20 protein-coding genes are annotated in these 22,994 nt (G+C 60.2%); 7 read left to right on the top strand and 13 right to left on the bottom strand.

Annotated elements, in window-relative coordinates; genetic code table 11:
- Positions 1-8 precede the first annotated feature (8 nt).
- The 4 genes from LOKVESSMR4R_RS03885 to dctP form a co-directional block, all read right to left on the bottom strand.
- Positions 9-1,280: a malonyl-CoA decarboxylase gene (locus LOKVESSMR4R_RS03885; RefSeq protein ID WP_087212559.1), complete on the bottom strand. Its 1,272-nt coding sequence runs from the start codon at positions 1,278-1,280 to the stop codon at positions 9-11.
- Positions 1,280-2,593 (bottom strand): TRAP transporter large permease, encoded by a 1,314-nt coding sequence (locus LOKVESSMR4R_RS03880; protein ID WP_087206391.1) that lies wholly within the window; start codon positions 2,591-2,593, stop codon positions 1,280-1,282. Before LOKVESSMR4R_RS03880 ends, LOKVESSMR4R_RS03885 begins: the two co-directional genes overlap by 1 nt.
- 3 nt (positions 2,594-2,596) lie before the next feature.
- Entirely contained in the window at positions 2,597-3,142 is a 546-nt protein-coding gene (locus tag LOKVESSMR4R_RS03875) for a TRAP transporter small permease subunit (RefSeq protein WP_087206390.1), read from the bottom strand.
- A gap of 94 nt (positions 3,143-3,236) precedes the next feature.
- Positions 3,237-4,226 carry a TRAP transporter substrate-binding protein DctP gene (gene dctP, locus LOKVESSMR4R_RS03870; protein WP_087206389.1) on the bottom strand — a complete coding sequence of 330 codons (990 nt, stop codon included), beginning with the start codon at positions 4,224-4,226 and terminating at the stop codon, positions 3,237-3,239.
- Between the two features lie 138 nt (positions 4,227-4,364).
- Between dctP and LOKVESSMR4R_RS03865 the strand changes: the two genes are divergently transcribed.
- Positions 4,365-5,054 (top strand): GntR family transcriptional regulator, encoded by a 690-nt coding sequence (locus LOKVESSMR4R_RS03865; protein WP_087206388.1) that lies wholly within the window; start codon positions 4,365-4,367, stop codon positions 5,052-5,054.
- Between the two features lie 29 nt (positions 5,055-5,083).
- Here LOKVESSMR4R_RS03865 and LOKVESSMR4R_RS03860 read toward each other — a convergent pair whose 3' ends face one another.
- The 3 genes from LOKVESSMR4R_RS03860 to LOKVESSMR4R_RS03850 all read right to left on the bottom strand — a co-directional run bounded on the left by LOKVESSMR4R_RS03860 (position 5,084) and on the right by LOKVESSMR4R_RS03850 (position 8,186).
- A complete protein-coding gene (locus tag LOKVESSMR4R_RS03860; RefSeq protein WP_087206387.1) occupies positions 5,084-5,707 on the bottom strand; it encodes a response regulator transcription factor in 624 nt (207 codons plus the stop codon).
- A gap of 2 nt (positions 5,708-5,709) precedes the next feature.
- Complete coding sequence (locus tag LOKVESSMR4R_RS03855) at positions 5,710-7,239, bottom strand: ATP-binding protein (RefSeq protein WP_162290720.1); 1,530 nt, start codon at positions 7,237-7,239, stop codon at positions 5,710-5,712.
- A 377-nt stretch (positions 7,240-7,616) separates the two neighbouring features.
- Positions 7,617-8,186: a hypothetical protein gene (locus tag LOKVESSMR4R_RS03850; protein ID WP_087206385.1), complete on the bottom strand. Its 570-nt coding sequence runs from the start codon at positions 8,184-8,186 to the stop codon at positions 7,617-7,619.
- A 357-nt stretch (positions 8,187-8,543) separates the two neighbouring features.
- Here LOKVESSMR4R_RS03850 and LOKVESSMR4R_RS03845 point away from each other — a divergent pair, with 357 nt between their 5' ends.
- Positions 8,544-9,491: an ion transporter gene (locus tag LOKVESSMR4R_RS03845; RefSeq protein ID WP_087206384.1), complete on the top strand. Its 948-nt coding sequence runs from the start codon at positions 8,544-8,546 to the stop codon at positions 9,489-9,491.
- Positions 9,492-9,541: 50 nt separating this feature from the next.
- Here the strand turns inward: LOKVESSMR4R_RS03845 and LOKVESSMR4R_RS03840 are convergent, their stop codons facing one another.
- On the bottom strand, positions 9,542-11,767 hold the full coding sequence (locus tag LOKVESSMR4R_RS03840; RefSeq protein ID WP_087206383.1) for a S8 family peptidase: 2,226 nt from the start codon (positions 11,765-11,767) through the stop codon (positions 9,542-9,544).
- Positions 11,768-12,030: 263 nt separating this feature from the next.
- Between LOKVESSMR4R_RS03840 and LOKVESSMR4R_RS03835 the strand changes: the two genes are divergently transcribed.
- From LOKVESSMR4R_RS03835 to LOKVESSMR4R_RS03820, 4 genes are read left to right on the top strand one after another with little or no spacing between them, the layout of a single operon-like run.
- Positions 12,031-13,026, top strand: coding sequence for a metal ABC transporter solute-binding protein, Zn/Mn family (locus tag LOKVESSMR4R_RS03835; protein ID WP_087206382.1), 996 nt, complete (start codon positions 12,031-12,033; stop codon positions 13,024-13,026).
- A 36-nt stretch (positions 13,027-13,062) separates the two neighbouring features.
- Complete coding sequence (locus LOKVESSMR4R_RS03830; protein ID WP_087206381.1) at positions 13,063-13,836, top strand: metal ABC transporter ATP-binding protein; 774 nt, start codon at positions 13,063-13,065, stop codon at positions 13,834-13,836.
- Positions 13,833-14,981, top strand: a complete 1,149-nt coding sequence (locus LOKVESSMR4R_RS03825; protein WP_087206380.1) for a metal ABC transporter permease — start codon at positions 13,833-13,835, stop codon at positions 14,979-14,981. Before LOKVESSMR4R_RS03830 ends, LOKVESSMR4R_RS03825 begins: the two co-directional genes overlap by 4 nt.
- Positions 14,978-16,108 carry a metal ABC transporter permease gene (locus LOKVESSMR4R_RS03820; RefSeq protein WP_087206379.1) on the top strand — a complete coding sequence of 377 codons (1,131 nt, stop codon included), beginning with the start codon at positions 14,978-14,980 and terminating at the stop codon, positions 16,106-16,108. Before LOKVESSMR4R_RS03825 ends, LOKVESSMR4R_RS03820 begins: the two co-directional genes overlap by 4 nt.
- Here the strand turns inward: LOKVESSMR4R_RS03820 and LOKVESSMR4R_RS03815 are convergent.
- The 4 genes from LOKVESSMR4R_RS03815 to LOKVESSMR4R_RS03800 form a co-directional block, all read right to left on the bottom strand.
- A complete protein-coding gene (locus tag LOKVESSMR4R_RS03815) occupies positions 16,105-16,962 on the bottom strand; it encodes a fumarylacetoacetate hydrolase family protein (protein WP_087212556.1) in 858 nt (285 codons plus the stop codon). The two genes, LOKVESSMR4R_RS03820 and LOKVESSMR4R_RS03815, sit on opposite strands and share 4 nt — an antisense overlap.
- A 221-nt stretch (positions 16,963-17,183) precedes the next feature.
- Positions 17,184-19,397 carry a hybrid sensor histidine kinase/response regulator gene (locus LOKVESSMR4R_RS03810; protein ID WP_237331897.1) on the bottom strand — a complete coding sequence of 738 codons (2,214 nt, stop codon included), beginning with the start codon at positions 19,395-19,397 and terminating at the stop codon, positions 17,184-17,186.
- A 1-nt stretch (position 19,398) separates the two neighbouring features.
- Entirely contained in the window at positions 19,399-19,896 is a 498-nt protein-coding gene (locus tag LOKVESSMR4R_RS03805) for a hypothetical protein (RefSeq protein ID WP_087206378.1), read from the bottom strand.
- 24 nt (positions 19,897-19,920) lie between these two features.
- Positions 19,921-20,967: an HD domain-containing phosphohydrolase gene (locus tag LOKVESSMR4R_RS03800; RefSeq protein WP_087206377.1), complete on the bottom strand. Its 1,047-nt coding sequence runs from the start codon at positions 20,965-20,967 to the stop codon at positions 19,921-19,923.
- Positions 20,968-21,146: 179 nt separating this feature from the next.
- Here LOKVESSMR4R_RS03800 and htpX point away from each other — a divergent pair, with 179 nt between their 5' ends.
- The gene (htpX, locus tag LOKVESSMR4R_RS03795) at positions 21,147-22,058 is read left to right on the top strand and encodes a zinc metalloprotease HtpX (protein WP_087212550.1); all 912 of its coding nucleotides are present in this window, start codon (positions 21,147-21,149) and stop codon (positions 22,056-22,058) included.
- Here the strand turns inward: htpX and LOKVESSMR4R_RS03790 are convergent, their stop codons facing one another.
- Entirely contained in the window at positions 22,059-22,841 is a 783-nt protein-coding gene (locus LOKVESSMR4R_RS03790; RefSeq protein WP_087212547.1) for a DeoR/GlpR family DNA-binding transcription regulator, read from the bottom strand.
- Positions 22,842-22,994 lie beyond the last annotated feature (153 nt).

Genomic DNA, 22,994 nt, shown 5'->3' with positions numbered 1-22,994 from the left:
TCGTCCTTTTAATTCTGGTCCTTTGTCGCAACGGCCAACGCCTTTACGCTGCGCGCCGCTGCGATGGTTTTCTTGCTGGCGAATGCCTCGTGGTTGCTTTCGACTTTTGCAGGATCATAAAGGTAATTCACCATTGCCCCACAAGATTGCCGCTGCCCCTTGTCGGACAGATCGGCGGCGGCATGGATGTCATGCAGCTCGGCCCCATTGCCCAGATGGAACCGCGCGACGGGATCAAGCGGCTGGCCGTCGGCGACCTTTGCCTGCAACAAATAGCGCGCCGCGACACGCCGCAGCGTCTCTGGGTCGGTAGGATGCGGCATTTGCCCGTCCTGCTGTTCTGTATCGATCCAACGGCACAGGCCCGGAATGGGCGACAGGGTGACAAAGGTTTTCAGGCCCGGTTCCTCGCGGCCCAGCACATCGACCACTTGCTTGATCAATGAATTGCCAAAGGAAATCCCCCGCAGACCTGCCTGACAATTCGAGATGGAATAGAATACGGCCGTATCGACTTGGGACAGGCTCATGGCATCCCGATCCTCGGCCAGCAGCGGCCCGATCGCACCCGGTATCCCCTGCGTCAGCGCCACTTCGACAAAGATCAGCGGATCATCGGGCATCGAGGGATGGAAAAAGGCGAAACAGCGCCGGTCCGGTGGTTCCAGCCTGCGGCGCAGATCGGCCCAGCTATGTATCTCGTGGACAGCTTCATAGGCGATGATCTTTTCGAGGATATTGGCCGGGCTTTCCCAACCGATCTTGCGCAGGACCAAAAAGCCCCGATTGAACCATGAGGCGAACAGATGCTGGAAATCCAGATCGACACGCGCCAGATCCGGCTGGGTCTTCATCGCCGCCATCAGATCGACCCGCATCGCCACCAGATCGGCGGTGCCGCCCGGGGCCTGGTTCAGCCGGCGCAGCAATTCCTGGCGCGGCGGTTCAGCCACATCCAGCAATGCCGCCATCGTGCCAACATCGGCCTTGTCGGCATAGGCCTGCGCCGCCGCGATGACGGCAGCAGGATCTAGATCCATGTCATCAGCCAGAAACCGAAAGAAGGCCGCTTTTTCGGTCTGGCTGGCCAGACGGTAGCGCATCAACACCTCGGCTGCGCATTTCATGCCCGAGACCTCGCCCTGCCCGGACAACAGCGCCCGGCACAAGGTGGTCAATGGTTTGTCGCTGGCCGTGACATCTGCGGCACCCCGCCGTTCGAACAGGGTGCCCAACAGATCCCCCAGCGCCCAACCGCCAAGACCCCAGCCGCGTGCCATCAGACCGGCCCCATCACAAGATCCGGCAGCCATGTCACGATCCCCGGAAAGAAGCACAGGATCACAATCGCCAGCACCATGCAGCCGACATAGGGTAGCGATCCCATCAGGATTTTCTTGAGCGGAATATCCGGCGCAATCGAATTGATCACATAGAGGTTCAGACCCACCGGCGGTGATATCAGCCCGATCTCCATGTTGATGGTCAGGATCACGGCGAACCAGTAAGGATCGAAATCAGCCGCAAGAATGATCGGCAGCAAAATGGGTGCAGCCATCAAGATCACCGCGACCGGCGGCAAAAAGAACCCCGCGACCAACAGGAACAGGTTCACGATCCCCATCAATACCCAGCGGTTCACATCCAGATCGGAAATCCATGCCGCGATGGATTGGGTGATGTAAAGCGATGACAGCATATAGCTGAACACACCCGCAGCCCCGATGATGAACAGGATCATCACGGATTCGCGCGTACTATCGCTAAGAATGGTCCAGAGCTTTTTGGGCGACCACAGCTTGTAGATGACCATCGCAATGACCAGACACATAAGCGCACCGACAGCCGCCGTTTCCGATGGCGTCGCGATCCCGCCATACATCGCGTAAAGCACACCGATGATGATGATGATGAACGGGATGACGCGCGGCAGGATCTCCAGCTTTTGCTTGAGCGTATAGCTGCGCTGCGCCAGCACCTCGGGGGACCCAAAGCGCCATGTCTGGAAGATGGACCAGGCCATGAACAGCCCGACCAGCATCAGCCCCGGCATGACACCGGACAGAAAAAGCCGCCCGATCGATGTTTCGGTTGCAATGCCATAGACGATCATCGTCACCGATGGCGGGATCAGGATCCCCAGCGTCCCGCCCGCCGCGATTGACCCCGAGGCGACCTCGTCTGGATAGCCGCGCTTGCGCATCTCGGGGATGCCCATTTTGCCGATGGCGGCACAGGTGGCGGGGCTTGATCCCGACATTGCCGAGAACAAGGCGCAGGCACCAAGGTTGGACATCACCAACCCGCCCGGCACACGCGTCAGCCAGCGTTCAAGCGCCTCGTAAAGATCGGCACCCGCGCGGGTCGATGAAATCGCGGCCCCCATGATGATGAACATTGGAATAGACAAAAGCGCGAATGAATTCAGCTTGCCAAAAAATATCTCGGGCATCAGTTCAAGCGAGCGCATCCCGTCAAATACCAGCAGAAATCCTGCCGAGACGATCAACAGCCCCGAGGCCACAGAGACCCCCGAGAACAAGACGACAATGGTCATCACGGCGACCAAAAGACCCAGCGAAAGCGGTTCCATGACTTAATCCTCCAAGCCGAAGGGGCGATCAACGCCCAGCACCAGTGCTGCGAAATCAGCCATCAGCTGCAAAAGATAGATGCCAAAGCCAAGCGGCAGCGCCAGATAGGGAATCCAAAGCGCGGGCGCCCAGACAGTTTCGGACCGCCAGCCGCGTTCCCAGGCGAAATGCCAGTTTTCATAGGCGAAAAACAAGATGACGCTGACCACGGCCATGGTCATGATCAGGACCAGACCCGCCAGATATTTGCGCGCGCGTCCTTTGACCAGGATCGGGATCAGATCGACATTGACGTGGCCCCGCAGGCTTTGGACGTAAGGCAGCCCCAAAAGCGTGGCGCCGATCATCAGATAAATCACGGCTTCGGTCTGCCAGATCGTAGAGCTTTCCAGCACGAAACGGATAAAGATCATCTGGCAGGTGATCAGCACCGAGGCCAGGATCATCACCGCCGCGATCCAGCCGCAAACTGTCGATAATCCGTGGATCAGGCGCAAAATTATGTAGTCACCCGTGCGCATCGCACGGGTATTGGGCATGGTTGCCATGGTACAGGCTCCGGTGCTTGGGGTTTGATGGGTCTGGGTGGGCCGGGCCAGCGCTGCTGGACGGCCCACCCGTCATGGCCTTGGAATTGCTAGATCACTCTACCGCCAGCGCCATATCGAGCAATGCCTGCCCATTCGGGACACTCTCGACGAAGGACTTGTAAGAGCTGTTTTTCGCCAGTTCCAACCAAGCGTTGAAATCGTCCTGGGTCATTTGCGCAATCTCGACACCGGCGGCCTCGAACACGGCGACAGAGGCCGCATCTTCAGCCTTGGCTTCTTCCAGATAAAAGGCCTCTGCCCGCGCGGCGGCCTCGGTCAGGGCTGCTTTTTGCGCGTCGTTCAAACCGTCAAAGGTCGATTTGTTCATCAAGACAGGCTGATACATGAACCACAGCGCAACATCGCCGGCCGGGGTGTAGCAATTGACCTGCTCTTGCAGACGAAACGATGCAAAAGACGAGGACGACGTATTCACCGCCTGCAACACGCCGGTCTGCATCGCGTTGTAAATCTCGGATGATGCCATGGACGAAATCGACGCCCCGGCAGCCGCCAGCATTTCCTCGAACGACTTGCCCGCCGCGCGCGTGCTCAGGCCGTTGACATGTTCGGGCCGGGTGATGCAATCGCCGGTGCTGGCAAAGCCACCGGCAAGATAGCCATGCACCAGAACCATGATGTCATCTTCGGCCAGCAGGTTCTCGATCTCGGCCATGAAGGGGCTTTCGTTCAGCCGCGCCGCATGATCGTGATTCTTCACCATTCCTGGCATCAGGGTCAGGTTATATTCGCCGCGCTGGCCGCCGGAATAAGACAGCGGATAGACGATCATATCCACCTGACCGCGCGACAGGGGGTTATATTGCTCGCGCGCTTTCAACAAAGATTCCGATGGGAAAATCCGGATATCCAGATCAACGCCAGCAGCAGCGACATCGGTCGCGATCATTTCAGCAACTTTATGGCGCACATCGCCGATTGACCATTGGTGCGACAGGCGGAGTTCCACGGCGCTCGCTGCAGAAATGCCCATCCCGAAAACGGCGATTGCCGCAGCAGCGGCATACGTTCGAATTGTCATTTTATCCTCCCAGATAACTGCGCTGCGGGCTTTTTAACCGCAACAGCCGTGATGCTGCGCGGCTATGCATTCAATGTCAAACGTTTTGTATACAAAAAACCATTGCCCAGTCCCTGATCTAACGATAGCTATATTGCCATGAACACCCGACTGGCCGACCATGTCCGCGAAGCGCTGGAACAGATGATCGTGACAGGCGATTTCGTCGATGGCGAACGCCTTGATGAAATTCGTTTGGCCGAACGTTTCAACGTATCGCGCACCCCGCTGCGCGAGGCCTTTCAGGCGCTTGCCGCATCAGGGCTGGTGCAATTGTTTCCGCGCCGCGGTGCTTTTGTGCGCCACCCCGGGTTCCACGAGATCATCGAGATGTTCGAGGTCATGGCAGAGCTAGAGGCCGTTTGCGGGCGCCTGGCCGCGCGCCGCGTTACCCCCAAGACGCTGGAGCGGATCAAGGTCACCGTGATCGCCTGCGAATGCGCCGCCCATGCCGGTGACAGCGACGGCTATTACCGCGAAAACGAACATTTCCATCAATTGGTCTATGCCGCCTCGGGCAATGATTTTCTTGCCGGTGAAGCACAGCGTCTGCACAAGCGGCTGCAACCGTTCCGGCGGATGCAATTGCGCGTGCGCGGCCGGATGATACAATCGCTGACCGAACATCGCGAGATCCTGACCGCTTTGGAAGCCGGCGACAGCACCGCCGCAGAGGTCATCCTGCGCGAGCATGTCGCCGTGCAGGGCAGCAAGTTCAATGACCTGATGGCCAGCTACAAGCAATCCAACCTGCGCGCGCATTCTCAGCTGGCCAGCCTGCGCGGGTAACACGCTGACAGGCGCCGGACCTGAACGGGTTAATGTGGCGGGCCGCCGGGTGTCGCGCGCAACGGATTGGACAGGAAGATATTCCGCTGCCGCGCCAGAATGACCAGCTTTGCGCCGCTGACCCGCAGTTTTGCGGCGATATTCTTGCGATGCGTGGTGATTGTATCGACAGAGCGGGTCAGCTTGGTCGCAATCTGCTGGCTTGTCATGCCCTCACCGATCATGCCCAGCACCTCCAATTCGCGCTGGGTCAGGCTTTCGAACCCTGTATCGGCCCCGTCGATGCCTGCGGGGTCCATCAATCGCAGGATCGCGGCGCGCAGCCGGTCATAGGCGGCCGATTTCGGAATGACCTCTTTGATAGAGGGGGCGAAACGATCCGCGCAGGTAAAGGTTTCAGCGCTTGCAGACAGCACGATCACGGATACCTCATGCCCTGCCTGCAAAAGCGTATCGACGACCTCTAGCCCCGACCCGTCTGGCAGATCCAGATCAAGCACAACAACATCGGGCACCGTTTTTGCGATGATATCGCGCGCTTCTTGAATGCTGGCGGCGATTGCATAGAGATCGGCAAATGGTTGGGCGGCAAGGCTATAAGACAGCATCTCGGCAAACATACGTTCGTCTTCAACCAACAAGACACGCAGCATCGCTAGACCTCTTTTCCACGAGCCTCGGCATAGGGCCCCAACAGCAGATCAGACTGCAGCTTGCGCAACGCGTCCAGCCCCAATGGCTTTTGCAGGATCACAACCCCGTCCGACATCGCCTCTGTAAAATCATCCGGATGGGTATTTGTCATGATGACGACGGGCAGATCAATGCGTCGCTGCTGGATTTCTTGCCGCAATTGCATGCCATCAAGACCCGGCATGGCGAAATCAGTCAAGACCAAACCAAGGTTCGGCAATGTCTCTAGCTTTGCCAGCGCCTCGGTGCCATCGGCCGCAATGGCCGCGATCTCGCCAAGTTCCAGAAACAGACGCTGCACGGCCTTTCGGGTGGTGGCGTCATCGTCAACGATCAGGACGGTCACATGGGGATCGGCGACAACGCCGGTTTCCGCCTGATCCTGATGACCCCCGAAACATGGCAAAAGCAGCGAGACAATAGTGCCTTCTGTCGGGCTTGAGCGTAGAAATAACCCCGCGCCGGTTTTCTCGATGAATTGCCGGACCATGAACAGGCCAAGGCCCATGCCACGGCGGCTGCGCGTCCGCGAGAAATTGGCATCGAATATCTGCGCCATTTGCGCGGGCGGAATGCCGCTGCCCGTATCTGAAATATCGATTTGAACATAGCTATTCGGCGCCAGCTGCCCGACCATCAGCGGCGGCACACCTGTCCAATCGACAATGCGCGCCGTAATCCGCAGCGTCCCGCCATTGGGCATTGCATCACGCGCATTCAAAACCAGATTCATCAGGCACATATTCAAAAGCGACGGATTGCTGATCGCGGAAAGATCAACCGCCGTATCAAGGCTATATTCCTGTTGAATACTGCGTGGCAGCCGCGAACTGGTCAAATAGCGCAAATCCTCCAACGCTTCGGTAATAGAGATTTTATTGCAGACCACCTTTTGATCCAGACCAAGGCTCATCAGGCCGGTAGTCGTGGTAATCCCCTGTTCAAGCGATCGGTAAATGGTGTCAAAACTGGTTTTGCGCAATTTCTCTGGCGCGGGGGTATCAAGGCCATCCTCGATCTGGCGCAGGCCAAATTTGATCATGGACAGCAGGTTGTTGAAATCATGCGCAATCCCGCGGGCAAGCTGCGCGATCCTTTCGCTTTCTTCTGCGCGCAATCGCTGCTTGGTCAGGGCGACATCGGCCTCTTTTTTCACGATCTCGCGCTCTTTGGTGATCAGATTGCGGTCGCTGTCTTCTTTCAGCAACAAGATGAAAGTGGGCACAATCATGAAACCAATCATGGAGACGCCCAGAAACAAAGCCGCCACGCCAAGAGTGGGTGTCAAGGCATCGGCGTAACCCAAAACGATGACCTCATAAAGCCGCACGCAAAACGGCAATATCGAAATAGCGTGAGCAAACACAAGAAACAGCAGCAATCCGGTTTTCGGCCGCTGCGCACGCAGCAAGGCCATGATGATCATCAGCTGCAGCACCACAAGCGAAGACAGGGTCACGCTGGACCGCACGAGAACACGGTCGTCGGTCAAGCTGAAATCAATCAGATTGAAAAGCATGACGCTGAGCATACCCACCACAATGGCCAGCTTGCGCAGAAATAAAGTGTCACTATAGACAGAATAGGCAAAAGCTGTCGTGGCAGCGCCCAATATGATAAAAGTGTTTCCTATATTGATCGAAACAAGATCAGGTAGAACATCGCGCAATCCGGTCAGCGTTATACCAACGCCGATGATGATATTGCCAATACCCCATATGTTTTGAACCTTGCGGTTCCGATCCGTCGCCGAAACAATCATATGGCTTTGAAAGGCAATCACGATCAATCCGGCAGAAAACCGGAAAAGGCCGCTCATAATGGCAAGCGTTCGCGCATCCAAGAGCGAAGAGACGTCCATTCAGCGGATCATTGACAGCCAGTGCGCGCGGCTCTGGTTCCCTCTAGATCGCCATCGAAAAGCGCAAAGGCTTCTCTGGCATGCAGACGAAACAAGGATCTTTCGATGATCCGGCGGCCCGCCAATTCCGCAAAGCGGAACATGGCCAGCCGTTCGGATGGTGTCGCCGGGCGTTTTTCCGTCTCATCAATCAGACCGATGACGCCAATCAGCTTGCCATGATCGGCAATCGGCACGAAATGCGCGCAGGCCCCGGCGTGACTGGCATCCTGCTGGCAGCAGCTGCCAATGCGGGTTTCGATGTCGCGGTCCAATTCCATCTGATCGGGCACATGCAGCGTCACATCACGATGCGCCGAATCCCGATATGCGCCAACGACCGACCAGCCGGTGTCCAGCAGCTCTGCAACAAAGGCCGCGCTAAAGCCACGCGACAAAGCAAGCGCCTCGCACAGCAGCCGGGTATGGTGATCAGAGCCAGTGCCGCAAAGCTTTGTGAATCCGGTGGACTCGGAAAATCTGAATCCATCCGTTGACACCTCGCGGAGTGTGACCTCGCTTATCCGATGTTTTTTCACGTCTTTTAGACCAATCTTCACTGTGGCAATATTCCCGCGTGTCAACTTTGTGGCTATTATCGCACAAAAGTTAGGCGGTGTTAATCGAAGCATGGAAAGAATGGCATCACCATTACTGGGTATTTCAAAAGCAACGGCTGAATACCACCAATTGTTGTCATAATCGTGATCGGGCTGGTCATCCGGCACAGGTCAATTGCCGCGCAATACGCCTGCCGCGCGCCTGATTTGCAGTGATAAAAGGGCCGCAAATACGGCCCCACCCCGCCGGATTGTTGCGTTTTTACTAAAGAATGTGGCGCGCCGGACGTTTCTGATCATGATGATCGTTCAGATTATTCGCGAACGAGGTTCGACATGCGCCCCATACAGCTGCGGCTTGTGCAAATACTTGAACATACCAAAGACGATGATCGCATCGGCCGGTATTGTGATTTGCTGATCGCCAGCATGGTTCTTTTGAATGTCACGGCTGTTGTTCTGGAAAGCTTTGCCGCGATTTACACGACATATGGCGCGTGGTTTCACGGATTTGAAATCTTCAGCATTGCCTTCTTCAGCATCGAATATCTGCTGCGGCTTTGGGCCTATGGCGCGGTAGATCCGGATAGCCCCGCGCGGGGACGGCGTGATTATGCATTCAGCTTTTATGGCGTGGTCGATCTGCTGGCGGTGCTGCCGTTTTACATTCAGTTTCTGATACCCGGCCTTGATCTGCGGATCTTGCGCATTCTGCGTCTGTTACGGCTGCTGAAGCTTTCGCATTATTCCTCGGCGGTCGAGGATCTGTTGCAGGCCATCTATGACGAAAGACGCGCATTTGGGGCGGTGGGCTATATTCTGGCGATTGTCATCATCGCCAGCTCGGCGCTGATGTATTACGTCGAAGGCGCAGCACAGCCCGATAAATTGTCATCAATACCTGCCGCGATGTATTGGTCTGTCATTTCACTGACCACTGTCGGCTATGGCGATGTGTCGCCGATAACCCCCGCTGGCAAGGTGATTTCGATGCTGACCGCCTTCATGGGCGTTGCCACTGTCGCGCTTTTTACCGGGATCATTGCCAGTTCGTTCAACAAACAGCTGGTCCGTCGCAAAGTCATCTATGAACAAGAGCTGCGCAAAGCATTCGCAGATGGCGTCATCACAGAAGACGAAGAGGCGCTGCTGGAGGCTTTGAAAACACGCTTTGAATTGACTGATGAATTGACCTCTTCGCTGCGCGAAAGGATCAGATCGGAAACAGACCGCGCAACGCCCCATCCCGACACGCCCCCCGCCCTGCCTGACAAGACGCGCTGACAGGCCCGCCGCGGCGATGCAGGCAAGATGCGCCATCGGTCATCTTTGTGTCAGTGCCGGAATTGCACCCCGACAAAGCCCGACAGAACGCTCTGACCCGTCACATTGCCTTCGTTGCGGCTGTGCATCATGCCGATGCGCAGATCCCCAGAGCGGGACAGCGGCGCGCGATATTCAAAGCCAAGGTCGCGCTGCCGCGCCGTGGGCGCAAGGCCGATATCATGGCTGGCATAGCCGATCGCATTGCCCGACATCTGGACCGGCAGATCCAGCCTTGCCGAGCCCTGGGTGATCGCAATCGGCTGACGCGCGAAAATGGACAGTACATCGCCCTTGGTGGCCAGATCGGCGCGCGCGACCGACAGGCCGATGCGGTCATAGACCAGCGTGCTGACATCGCCCAGAACCCCCGCCCCCTGCCCCTCTGCCATGCCGATCTCGGCGCTCAGGCGCAGGGCGGCACCCGCCGCAAGCTTTGTGGCAACATCCAGATGCAGCGCATGGGTGACAGCGCTGATATCGCCCGCATCCTGCGAGGCGGCGATGCCCAGGATCGACCCGTCAGTCTGGAGCGTCATCACCCCGACCTGCGCCTGTGCCTGCCCCAGATCAAAGCTCTGGCGCAGCGCAACCCCCGCTAGCGCATCCCCGATCAGCACCGCCGCGCCAAAATCGTCACCGGGGGCGGTCAGCGCCACCGCCTCGGCCCCCAGCAAATCGGCACCGCTTGGCGCGTGCCAGCCGGCCCCGTCGGCCACCAATCCCGTCCCGTCCCGGATCGCGGCATAAAAGGCCCGACGACCCGCGCCCATGTCACCGCGCAGCCCTGCGATCAGCGCCAGCCCGGCCGGATCGCTGCGGCGCGCCGGTGCCGCAAGAACCGCGCCAGAAACCATGAAATGCCCGGCCATCTGGTCTGTCGTCACGATATCCACAGCCGCCAGGGCCTGCGCGAGGCTGTCACCAACGGCTGATCCGGCGATGATCACGGCATTGCCCAGATCGACACTGCCACCATCCGCCAATGGCACCACCGCCTGCCCAATCGGCAGCAAGGCGGCCCGCAGGTCAAGAAACCCATGCCCGAATTCCGCATTATAGCCATGCACGATCCCGGGCGCGAAAGTGACCACATCATCATGATCAAAGAACCCGTTATCGGCTGTCACCAACAGCCTGTTGCGCAATTGGGTGGCGGTCAGGTCGGGAAATGCCTCGGCCAAAAGCGCGATGGACCCCGCAACCTGCGGCGCGGCAAAGGAGGCGCCGACGCCAATCGCATAGCCGCTGTCACTGCTTTCGGTCGCGACTTTGATCTGGCCATTCGCCGCCATGCAGAACCGCCCGGTTTCAAGGCAGGCTGTCGAAATGCGCACGGCACTGGTGATGCCATTGTCATCAAAGGTCGGGATGGCATTGATAACAGAGATCCAGCTGGACTCGAGCTCGGGGGCGCCCAGCGGCAGGCCCGCCATCAGGCTGGCGCTATCGGCCGCATAATCGTTTTGCAAGGCAAAGACGATGACGCCATCAGCGGCAAAGCTGCGCAGCCCGTCGACATAGGGCTGCGTATTGCGCACAAAATTCCCGACATCGGTATTGCGCAGGGTCGCATCCCTGAGCCCCCAAGAATTGTTAGAGGCAATCGCGCCGATACTTGCCGCATCGCGCATATATTGGCCCAGCGTATGCCAATTCACCGGCGCGTTGTAATTCAGATAGCCCTGATGCAGATCCGCCCCCGGCGCAAAACCCAGCGTGCCGCCGTTCTGCCCGGTGCCCACCATGACAGAAGCAACCGCCGTGCCGTGAAACTCGCCCGCTGGCGGGGGCTGGCCGGAACTATAGATTGTCTTGCCCGCGAATTGGTCATGCGACAAACGCAGGCTGCTGTCGATCATCGACACGACCTGCCCTGCCCCGGTCAGCCCCGTGGATAGCGCATAATCAAGCCGCGCCGCAGCAAGCGGATTGCTCGTCACCACCGCGCCGAACCCACCATAGACAGGATGATCCCTGACGCTGAGGTTGAAACTGAACCTATTCGCAACATAGCCGGGCAGCGCACGGATACGGCCCAGCGCCGCCTGATCGAATTCAGTCACGAAATAGCGATTCCATGGAAAGGCATTATCCCCCGTGGTCGGACCAATGACATCGGACGGGCGACTGACAGGCGGCACCCGCGTCACACCCCAGGGATTATCGGTGGACGGCGTATCTGGATTGCAGGCGGCAAGCACCAGTATCGGCACAAGGCAAAGTGCTTTTTTCATGGTTCTGAACCCCCGTTCCACAACGAGAAGATCAAAGCGCCTGAACGTTAAGTTTCGCCTTCATGTAGCAAAATTACCGATTAAAACTGTTCATTAATAATACCTTAACGCCCCGCACGGCAGAGCTTTCGCAGCACGAGACTGGCGCCTGACATCCCGGCGGGCCGCTGCGGGACGCCCTGTCACGGCGCGGGAAATAAGTTGCGAACGCTTCTCATTTGCATATAAAGAGCAAAATCATGATGCGAATCAAAGGAGTCCCCATGCCCATCCCAAGCGTCAAACACTGGCTTTGCGGCACAGCCGCGGCGATCGCGACCAGCGCGCCGGGCCTTGCGCAGGATGGGCCGCAAGATGCGCCACTGAATGTGCTGACCACCGTCAGCATGATTTCGGATGTCGCTGCCAATGTGGCGGGGGATTGCGCCCTTGTGACCCCGTTGCTGGGGGCAGGCAGCGATCCGCATCTTTACCGCCCGACGGCGGCGGATGTGCAAAAACTGTCTGGTGCCGATCTGATCCTATATGTCGATCCCGCCCTCGAAGCGCGGCTGGCCGAGGTGCTGGCCGGTTTCACCGACCGCACACCGACCATCGGCCTTGCACGCGCGAGCTTTGACGACAGCATCTTGCTGGGCGACGCCGAGGACACCGCACAGATCGACCCGCATCTGTGGATGAATGTCAGCCTCTGGGCGCAGATCGCGCCGGTGATCGGTGACGCCATCGCCGCCCAGCGCCCCGATTGCGCGGATGATCTGGCGGCGAATGTGGCAGGCTATACAGCACAGCTTGACGCGCTGCATGATTGGGTAACACAGGCGATCAGCACGATCCCTGCCAACCAGCGCCTGCTGGTCACGGCGCATGACGCTTTTGAATATTTCGCCGGGGGCTATGGGATGCAGGCGTCAGAAGCGATCGAAGGCATCAGCACCGAAGCCGAGGCCAGCATCGGCGATATCCGCGATGTGGCGGCCTTTGTCGCCAGCAATGGCGTGCCTGCGGTCTTTGTCGAAACCACGATCAACCCCCGCACCATCGAGGCGCTGGTTGCAGAGCTGCGCAGCCAAGGCCATGAGGTTGTCATCGGTGGCGCATTGTTTTCGGATGCGATGGGTGATGACGACACGCCCGAAGGCACCTATATCGGGATGATGCGCGCCAATACGGTGACAGTGACCACCGCCTTGGGCGGCACAGTGCCGGATTGGCCAGAGACATTGCAGGATTGGGCGCGCGACTGGGAGATCGAGTGATCCCCCCGCAGCCCTATCCGCAGAAAAGAGGCAACGATGCGTGACGATACCCTGCACGAGCCTGAACAGGCGCTGCATGTCGAGGATCTGACCGTCACCTATGGCGCGCATCCGGTCTTGTGGGATATCGATATTGATATCCCCCCCGGCGTGATGTGCGCCATCGTCGGCCCGAACGGCGCGGGCAAATCGACGCTGATCAAGGCCGCGCTTGGCCTTGTGCGGCCCGTGGCCGGGCATGTGCGGTTTCTGGGGCGTCCCATCGGCCAGATGCGCGGGCAGATCGGCTATGTGCCGCAGCGCCACAGCGTCGATTGGGATTTCCCGACAACGGCGCGCGATGTCGTCGAAATGGGCCTTTACCGCGATCTGGGCTGGCTGCGCCGTCCGGGCAAGGCCGAACATGCGCGCGCTTTGGCCGCTTTGGCCGAGGTCGGGATGCAGGATTACGCCGACCGCCAGATCAGCCAATTGTCGGGCGGTCAGCAACAGCGCGTCTTTATCGCACGCGCCTTGGTGCAGGACGCGCCGATCTTGATCCTTGACGAACCGATGGCCGGCGTCGATGCCAGCACCGAGGCGATCATCATCGCCTTGTTGAAGAAACTCCGCGATGCCGGGCGCACCGTGATCGTCGTGCATCACGATCTGACCACGGTCCAAAGCTATTTCGACTGGCTGGTCATGCTGAATGTGCGCATCATCGCGCAAGGCCCCGTCGCGCAGACCTATTCGGCCGAGAACCTGCGCGCCGCCTATGGCCGCCATCTGGCGATGATCGCCGTGCCAGCCGCGCAGGCCGCAGGGTGAGCGCCATCATCGCCCTTTTGTCCAGCGATATCGTCCAGACCGTGCTGATCGGTGCGGCGCTGCTGGGGGCGATTTCGGGGATGCTGGGGACATTTGCCGTGCTGCGCCGCCAAAGCCTGCTGGGCGATGCGCTTAGCCATGCCGCCCTGCCCGGCGTCTGCCTTGGGTTTTTGGTCGCAGGCGGGCGTGATCTGGGCAGCGTGATGCTGGGCGCTTTCGTCACGGGGGCGCTGGCCGCTTTGATCATGATGCTGATCGCGCGGCGCACGACGCTGAAAACCGATGCGGCCCTTGGCATCGTGCTCAGCGTGTTTTTCGCCGTGGGGATCGTGCTGCTGACCGTGATCCAGACGCAGGGCGGGTCCGGCAGCCTGGGGCTGATGACCTTTCTGTTCGGGCAGGCCGCAGCGATCCTGCGCAGCGATCTATGGATCATGGGCGGGGTCGGGCTGGGCGCGCTGGTGCTGGTGCTGGCCTTGTGGAAGGAATTCAAGCTGGTCAGCTTCGATGCGGATTTCGCGCGCTCACAAGGTTTTCCGGTCACCCTGCTAGAGGCGGTGCTGACCGTCATGGTGGCGCTGGCTATCGTGGTGGGTTTGCAGCTGGTGGGCGTGATCCTGATGGTCGCCCTGCTGATCGCGCCCGCGGCGGCGGCGCGGCAATGGACCAATTCGCTGGGCGGCATGGTGCTGCTATCGGCGGCCATCGGGGCGCTGTCTGGTGCAGGCGGCGCGCTGGTCAGCGCCACGACACGCGGGCTGGCCACCGGGCCGGTCGTCGTGCTGATCGCCACGGTGATTGTGATGATCTCTTTGCTGATCGCCCCCGGGCGCGGGCTGGTCTGGCAGGCCGCCGCCACACGGCGCGCGCGCGCACGGATCAGCGACGGGCGGGTGCTGGCCACCTTGCAGGGCTTTGCGCAGATGCATGATGATGCGCGCTATCCGTCCGAACGGGGCATGTTGCAGGTGGCCTTGGGCGCCAAACCACCCGCCGCAACGCTGGCATCATTGGAAAGTCGCGGATTGATCCGGTCGGTCACCCATCCGCCTGAAACCACGCCGCATTGGGAATTGACCAAAGCAGGCCATAGCGAGGCCGCAACCCTGTCCGGCACAGACCATAAAAAGCAGTCCAGCGAATGATCGAGGCCTTCTTTTCCGCAATCCCCTTGATGATCATGCTGACCGGCGTGCTGACGGGGATTTCGGCGGCCCTGCTGGGGTCGTTCCTGATCTTGCGGGGCAATGCGATGCTGACCGATGCGATCAGCCATTCCATCGTCTTTGGCATCATCATCGTCTGGCTGCTGACCGGCCAGACATCGGGGCCGGTGCAGGTGCTTGGGGCGGCGATCACCGGCGTGTTGACCGTGGTCTTGTCGGAACTTCTGGCGCGCTCAAAACTGGTCAAGATGGATGCGGCCATCGGGCTGGTATTTCCCGCACTCTTTGCCGCCGGGGTGATCCTGATCTCGATCAATGCGCGCAATGTGCATCTGGATGTGGACAGCGTGCTGCTGGGCGAGATCGGCTTTGTCTGGCTGAATACCGTGGCGCTGTTGGGGGTGGATGTGCCGGTCGCAGTCGCGACATTGGGGGCGGTGTTGGTGGTGAACCTTAGCTTTGTGCTGCTGCTGTGGAAGGAGCTAAAGCTTGCGACCTTCGATGCCGGGCTGGCCGCTGCCTTGGGGTTTTTGCCCGGCGTGTTGCATTACGCGATATTGACGCTGACCAGCGTGACGGCGGTTGCGGCCTTCGACGCGGTCGGCGCGATCTTGTTCATCGCTTTCGTCGTGGTGCCGCCTGCGACGGCATATCTGCTGACCCGGCGGCTGTGGCTGATGGTGCTGCTGGCAGTAGGCTTTGCGGTGGCGGCGGTGATCAGCGGCTATTTTCTGGCGCTGCATTGGAACGTGTCGATCGGCGGGATGATGGCCAGCATGACAGGGGTCTGGTTCGCGCTGGCGCTGCTCTTTGCCCCGGCCCAAGGGTTACTGGCCCAAGCGCTGCGCGCACGGAGCGAGCGGCTGGACCATGATTGCCGCACGCTGGTGGCGCATCTGTTCACCCATCAAGACACCCCCGCCATGGCCGAGGAAAACACCCTGCGCGCCTTGGTCGACCACCTGCGCTGGCCCGCCCCGCGCGCCCGTGCCGCCGTGCTGCGCGCGCATGACCGCGACCTGATTGAACGGCGCGATGGCTTGCTCAGCCTGCGGCCCAAAGGCAAGGCCGAGGTCGAGGCGATCTTTGGCCGCAGCGATACCTAACCCTGATTGACGACTTTCTGGGTCTGCACACCCAGCCCCGCGATGCCAAGGCGCATGGTTTCGCCCCCCGCCAGATAGCGCTGCGGCTTTTGCCCCATGCCCACGCCCGGCGGTGTGCCGGTCGAGATGATGTCGCCCGGTTGCAGGCTCATGAAGCGCGAACAATAGGCAATAAGATGCGGCACTTTATAGACCATCGTCGCGGTGCTGCCGTCCTGATAGCGATGGCCGTCCACCTCTAGCCAGAGGCGCAGGGCGTCATGATCGGCGATCTCGTCGCGGGTCACCAGCCATGGGCCGATGGGACCGAATGTGTCGCAGCCCTTGCCCTTGTCCCAGGTGCCCGCGCGTTCGATCTGGTATTCGCGTTCGGACACATCATTGATCACGCAGAACCCCGCCACATGGGCCATGGCGTCAGATTCGGCGATATAGGCGCCGCCCTGCCCGATCACGACGCCCAGCTCGACCTCCCAATCGGTCTTGACCGATCCGCGCGGGATCAGGATGTCATCATCCGGCCCCGTGATGGCAGATGTCCATTTGCTAAAGATCACCGGTTCGGGCGGCACGGCAAGGCCGCTTTCGGCGGCATGATCCGCGTAATTCAGCCCGATACAGATGAATTTGCCGACCTGCCCGACACAAGCACCCAGCCGCAGGTCATCTTGGGGGATACCATCCACAACCGGCAGGCTGTCGATATCAAGCGCCTGCAGCCGCGCGATGCTGTCGGGCAACAAGGCGGCTGCGGCGATGTCGGGCACATGGGCGGACAGGGCGCGCACGCGGCCTTGCGCATCCAGACATCCGGGCTTTTCCTGACCGCGCGGGCCGTAACGCAGGAGTTTCATTGGCTTGTCCTTTTTCCCGATCTTGCGACTGTCGCCCCTGCAATGATCCATGCGGCGGCGGCCATGATGGCCTGAAGGGGCGTGCTGATCACCTGATATGCGACTGGTGATGAAAGTAAATGGCCGCCGCGCTGATCAGGATGCGGGATGTGTTACGATGCCCCGCTGCGCGGCCTGCCTGTGCAGATCACGCCGAGGTCCCGCAGGCATGGGCCCGCATCTTATCGTTGCTGATCGACCGGCAGGCGCGACAGCCGGCGCGGGTCGGCGGGGCTGTCACGCACCGCCGCGCGCGCGGCATCGATACTGTGGCTGATCGATGCGAAAAGCGCGGCAAAGTCAGCGGTATCTTTGGCCTGCTGCGCATAGAGGGTTTCACATTCGTCGCCAGCATGGCGCAATCCCAGCGTCATGACCGCGCCTTTCAGCGCATGCAGCAGGTCATCCAGCTGATGGATGGCCGCATCATCCGCGCCGGTTTTCCCCTTCTCGGCCAGCGCCGCGGCATCCTTATGGACCTGGCCCAGCAAATCGCAGAACAGGCCGGGGCCAAGCTCGTCCAGCACCGATTGCAATTGCGTCATATCCAGCAAAGCATCGGCCACCGGGGCTGCGGGCGACGGCCTTTGCGCGCAGATCGCGCCGCGCAGCACCGCCCCCAATTTGTCACGGGTCACGGGTTTGGCCATGAAATCGGTCATGCCAGCATCCATGCAGCGCTGCCGATCCTCGGCAAAGGCATTGGCAGTCAGGCCGATAATCGGCAGATCAATGCCAAGCGCGCGGATCGCGCGGGTCGCGGCCAGACCATCCATCACCGGCATCTGCAAATCCATCATCACCAGATCGAAAGCATCCAGCTGCACAAGATCAAGCGCGATACTGCCATCATTGGCGGTGACGACCCTGGCGCCGAAACTTTGCAACAAGGCCGCCGCGACCTCGCGGTTGATGGCGTTATCCTCGACCAGCAGCACCCGGATGTCGCGCGGCACCGCGGGCAGGATCGGGGCCGGGCGCGCCGCAAGGGGGGCCGCCGGACCCAGGATCGCGACCGGCAATTCGACCCAGAACACGCTGCCCTGGTCAATAGCGCTTTGGACACCGATCCGCCCGCCCATGCCGGTGACAATCCGTCGGCAGATCGCAAGGCCCAGACCGGTGCCACCAAAGCGGCGCGATGCCGTGTCTTCGATCTGGCTGAAATCGCGGAACAGCTTGTCATGATTTTCCGACGCAATGCCGATGCCGCTATCTTGCACCTCGATGCGCAAACCGACCTGCGGCAAAAGCGTGCCGCGCACACAGATCCTGCCCGCCGGGGTGAATTTGATCGCATTGGCCACAAGGTTCAGCAAGATCTGCCGCAGCCGGACCTCATCGGTCATGACGGTGACGGCGGGCAGATCAATGTCAAACGACAGCCCCGCATCCGCGATCCGCGCCTGAAACACATCCTGCACCAGACCGGCCACATCGGGCAATGACACAGGCGCATCATTGACGGTGACGCCATTGGCATCAAGGTTCGAATAATCGAGAATATCATTGATGATATCCAGCAACACATGCCCCGAGCGCCAGATCGCCAAGACGCGGCGCGATTGCGCGGGGTCCAGATCATCGGTGCGCAAAAGATCGGCCGAGCCGATGATCCCGTTCAACGGCGTGCGGATTTCATGGCTCATCGTGGCCAGGAACATCGATTTGGCGGCGCTTGCAGCCTCGGCGGCGGCGGCGCTGCGCGAATTGCGGATCGACAGGTCGCGCAATTGCTGCTGGGTTTGCGAAATGATGCGCAGGTCAAGGAATTGCAGCAGGATCGTACAGATAAACACCAGCGCCGCGACCGCCACGGCCATGGCAAGCCGCTGGTACAAGGCAAATGTCTGCTGCCGGCTTGCGACACGGGCCTCGTTCAGCGTCGCATTGGTCGCGATGACCAGATCGTTGCTGGCCGATTTGACCTGCCAGACCTTGGCAAGGATCAGCGGCAGCGCCTCTTCAAGTGCGGCGCGGTCATCGGCACGCAGGTCGATCATCTGTGCGAGGTCGTCAATATCCTGGCGGATGGCCGCCTCGATCGTCTGCAATTCGCCAGAGGCCTGAAACGAATCCGCAAAGACACCCCGGTCCAGCAAGGCAACCCGGCTATAAAGCAAATCAAAGCTCAGCAGGACCGCATCGGCCGTTTCTTGGGTCGGATTATTCTGCGCCTCCAACACCGATTGGGCCAGGCGTGACGCCTGCCGGTGGGTCTGGAACACCGCCCACATGGCATCTTCACGCACGCTTTGCAGCATGACCTGCCGGCGATCCTGCAAACTGGCGAAAAGATAGGCGGTGGCCGCGATCAATGCCACCCCCAGCACCATCAGCGCAAAGGTGACCCAGCGCACCGAGACCGTCCAACCCAAGACCTTGGGAGAGCCCATCTTAATTGCCGACGTCGATCCGCGCGATCTGCCAGACGGATCGGCCGAAATACACCTCGTGGAATAGGTCAGGGTTATCGTCGAACGGGTAAATCAGGAATAACGGGCCCTTGTCACGCACCGACATCACCTGCCCGTCCAGCCGGGTCGCCAGCACCACCCCCAGATCGCGCAGATCACTGGTCGGGACATTCGCCGCGTAATCGTTCAGCGCGATGACCCGCAAATTGGCACCCTGCGCGCCCACCGCATCCAGCAGGGCCATGCCCAACGGGCCAGAGAAATCATGCGCCGCCTCGAACCAGGGGGTGGCGGTGGTGATCGTGCCCTGTTGCAAATCGTGCAACATCGCGCGGTCAAAGCGTGCGAGGCCATCCCCGTTGGTTCGGGTGATATTTCCCGAAACCGTCAGGATCACGTCACCTTGCGGCGCGGGCAATTCATGCGCCTGCACCACGGAAACGACCATGGTCAGGACAAACAGCAGCAGATATTTCATCTTGGGCCCTTGTTTTGCAGAAGATCAGGCAACATGGGTGATCATGACAACATCGGAATAATAGCGTCGGATTTCGTCCAACCCGGCCGTGAAGGCCAGCACGCAATGCGGATCAAAATGCCGCCCCGACTGGCGCAGGATTTCAGCATAGCTTTCATCAAAAGACCATGCCTTTTTATAGGGCCGTTCAGAACAGAGCGCATCGAAAACATCAGCAACGGCCGTGATCCGGGCGGACAGCGGGATATCCGTCCCGACAAGCCCCTTGCCATAGCCGCTGCCATCCCATTTTTCGTGATGATACAGCGCGATTTCATAGGCCATGCGGATCAGGTCGCTGTCGCCATCCTTGAGGATTTCCGCCCCGATCTCGATATGGCGCTGGACTTCGACCCGTTCGTCAGGGGTCAGCGCCGAGGGTTTGTTCAGCACGGCGTCGCTGATGCCGATCTTGCCGGTATCATGCAGCGGTGCCGCCAGATAGATCGTGCGGCAATAGCTTTTGCTTTGCCCCAGGGCGCGGGCAATGATTTCGGCAACAGCCGCCACCCGCGAGATATGTTGCTGGGTCGTGCCATCGCGCAATTCGATGGCCCGGGCCAGCCGCCAGATCAATTCTTCTTCGCGTTCGGCCAGTTTGCGGGTGGCCTGCTGCACCTCGGCATCCAGGTGCAGGGCCCGGTCCATCAGCGCCAGCTGGGCATGGCGCAGCGACAGCAGGTTCTGCGCGCGCACGCGCAATTCGTCAGGATCAAAGGGTTTGTTCAGAAAATCCGTCGCACCCGAGCGCACAGCCGAAAGCCGCAATTCGCGGTCATGATCGGCGGTCAGCATGATGACGGGGACAAAGCGGTAATCAGCCAGCGCGCGCAGATGCGTGATACAGGTGATCCCGTCCATATCGGACATGCGATAATCGACAAGGACCAGATCGAACACCACATCACGAAAGCGGGTCAGCGCCGATATCCCGTCAGAGAAAGATTCAACCTCGTAATCCTCGCACCGTGACAGCACGGCGCGGATCACGCTCCGGCTGATCGGTTCGTCATCGACAATACACACACGCATGGGTTTAAAGGCCCCTCCCGTTGCACCGCATTTACCACCGATTCCCCACAATCGGCATGCGCACCGATCAATTATTCGTCATGAGGTCTTAAATTTGGGTAAATTCTTGCCCGGCTTGTCGCCGGCGCAAAGTTTCCCATATGCGCATAAGACCACGGGGCAATCGGGCAAGGTGCATGATGGGCTATGTGAAAACAGCATTCTTGATGGCAGCGATGACCGCGCTTTTCATGGGGATCGGCTTTCTGCTGGGCGGGGCGGGCGGTGCTGTGATCGCATTTGTGGTCGCGGCGGCGATGAATGTCTTTACCTGGTGGCAATCGGACAAGCTGGTCTTGCGGATGCATGGTGCCGAACCCGTCACGCGGGGCGACCGGATGGGCCTGCATGCGATGACCGCCGCGCTGGCGCGCAATGCGGGGCTGCCTGAACCGAAACTTTATCTGATCGACACGCCCCAGCCCAATGCTTTTGCAACCGGGCGCAACCCGTCACATGCGGCGGTGGCAGTGACGACAGGCCTGTTGCGCAGCCTTGACCGCGAAGAGCTGGCCGGCGTGATCGCGCATGAGCTGGCCCATATCCGCAACCATGATACTGCGATCATGACGGTGACCGCGACCTTCGCCGGGGCGATTTCGATGCTGGCCAATTTCGCGCTATTCTTTGGCGGATCGCGCGAAAGGATGGGGCTGATCGGCACGCTGGCGCTGATGTTTCTGGCGCCTTTCGCTGCGGCGCTTGTGCAGATGGCGATCAGCCGGACCCGCGAATATGCCGCCGACAAGGCCGGGGCAGAGATTTGCGGCAACCCGCTCTGGCTGGCCGCCGCGCTGGAAAAGATCGCGCGCGGGGCCGCGCAGATCGACAATCACACAGCCGAGCGCAACCCCGCAAGCGCGCATATGTTCATCATCAACCCGCTGCATGCGCATAAGCATGACAATCTGTTCGCGACCCATCCCGCGACCGAAAACCGCATCGCGGCCTTGCGCGCCATGGCGGGGCATGGCCGGGCCGCCCCAGCGCCACAGCCCATGCGCGCGGGGGTTCCGGCAACGCGCAGGCGGCGCGGCGGGCCTTGGGGGTGATCAGCCCAGCGGCCTGGGTGATTGGCCCGCAATCGTGACGGCCGTGTTCCAGCCATGGCAATCAGCGGCCAGTTTCGGCGGCAGCGGCGCGTCGGTATAAAACCCGTCCATCTGCGCCAGAGAACCGATCCGCGCCGGCGCGCGGCGTGTGAATTTCGAATGATCCGCCACCAGGAAACTGCGCCGCGCCTGGCGCAGGATCGCCTGGCTGACCCCGACCTCCTGGATGTCATAATCCAGCATATCGCCATCATCATCCAATGCCGAACAGCTGATGACGGCCAGATCGAACTTGAATTGACCGATGGCCTGCGTGGTCACCGTCCCGACCAGCCCCGCATCCATGCGCCGCAACAGGCCACCCACGACGATGATCTCGCAATGCGGATTGTCGATCAGGATATTGGCGACGTTCAGATTATTGGTCAGCACCATGATATCGCGGTGGTGCAACAAGGCGCGGGCCACGGCCTCGGTCGTGGTGCCGATGTTCAGGAACAGCGAACAGCCCTGCGGGATATCGCGCGCGCAGGCAGCGGCAATGGCGGCCTTGCCCGGCTCGTTCAGGTCGCGGCGGTCCTGATAGCCGATATTGGCCACGGTTGACGGCAGGATCGCGCCACCATGCACGCGCTGCAATTTGCCCTGATCGGCCAGATCGGCCAGATCGCGCCGGATCGTCTGCATCGTGACAGCGAAATGCGCGGCCAGTTCCTCGACCCCGACGCGCCCGTCACGGCGGGCGATGATCTGGATGTCGCGCAAACGTTCGGCCTGTGACATGGCGCAAGCCCTTTCGGGGTCAGAGTGTATCAATCGCCAGCGACTTTTCGAATCGTGCCCGCGCGGCGGAATGTTCGTTTTGATGATATGCTGCGCCGCCGCGAACATGCAACACGGAACATAACAGAAACAAATGGCCTTTTCGTGTTCGCT

This window comes from Yoonia vestfoldensis, assembly GCF_002158905.1.
GTDB lineage: Bacteria > Pseudomonadota > Alphaproteobacteria > Rhodobacterales > Rhodobacteraceae > Yoonia > Yoonia vestfoldensis_B.
The sequence above is the reverse complement of the archived record's forward strand: the minus strand, read 5'-3'. Positions and strand labels throughout refer to the sequence as shown.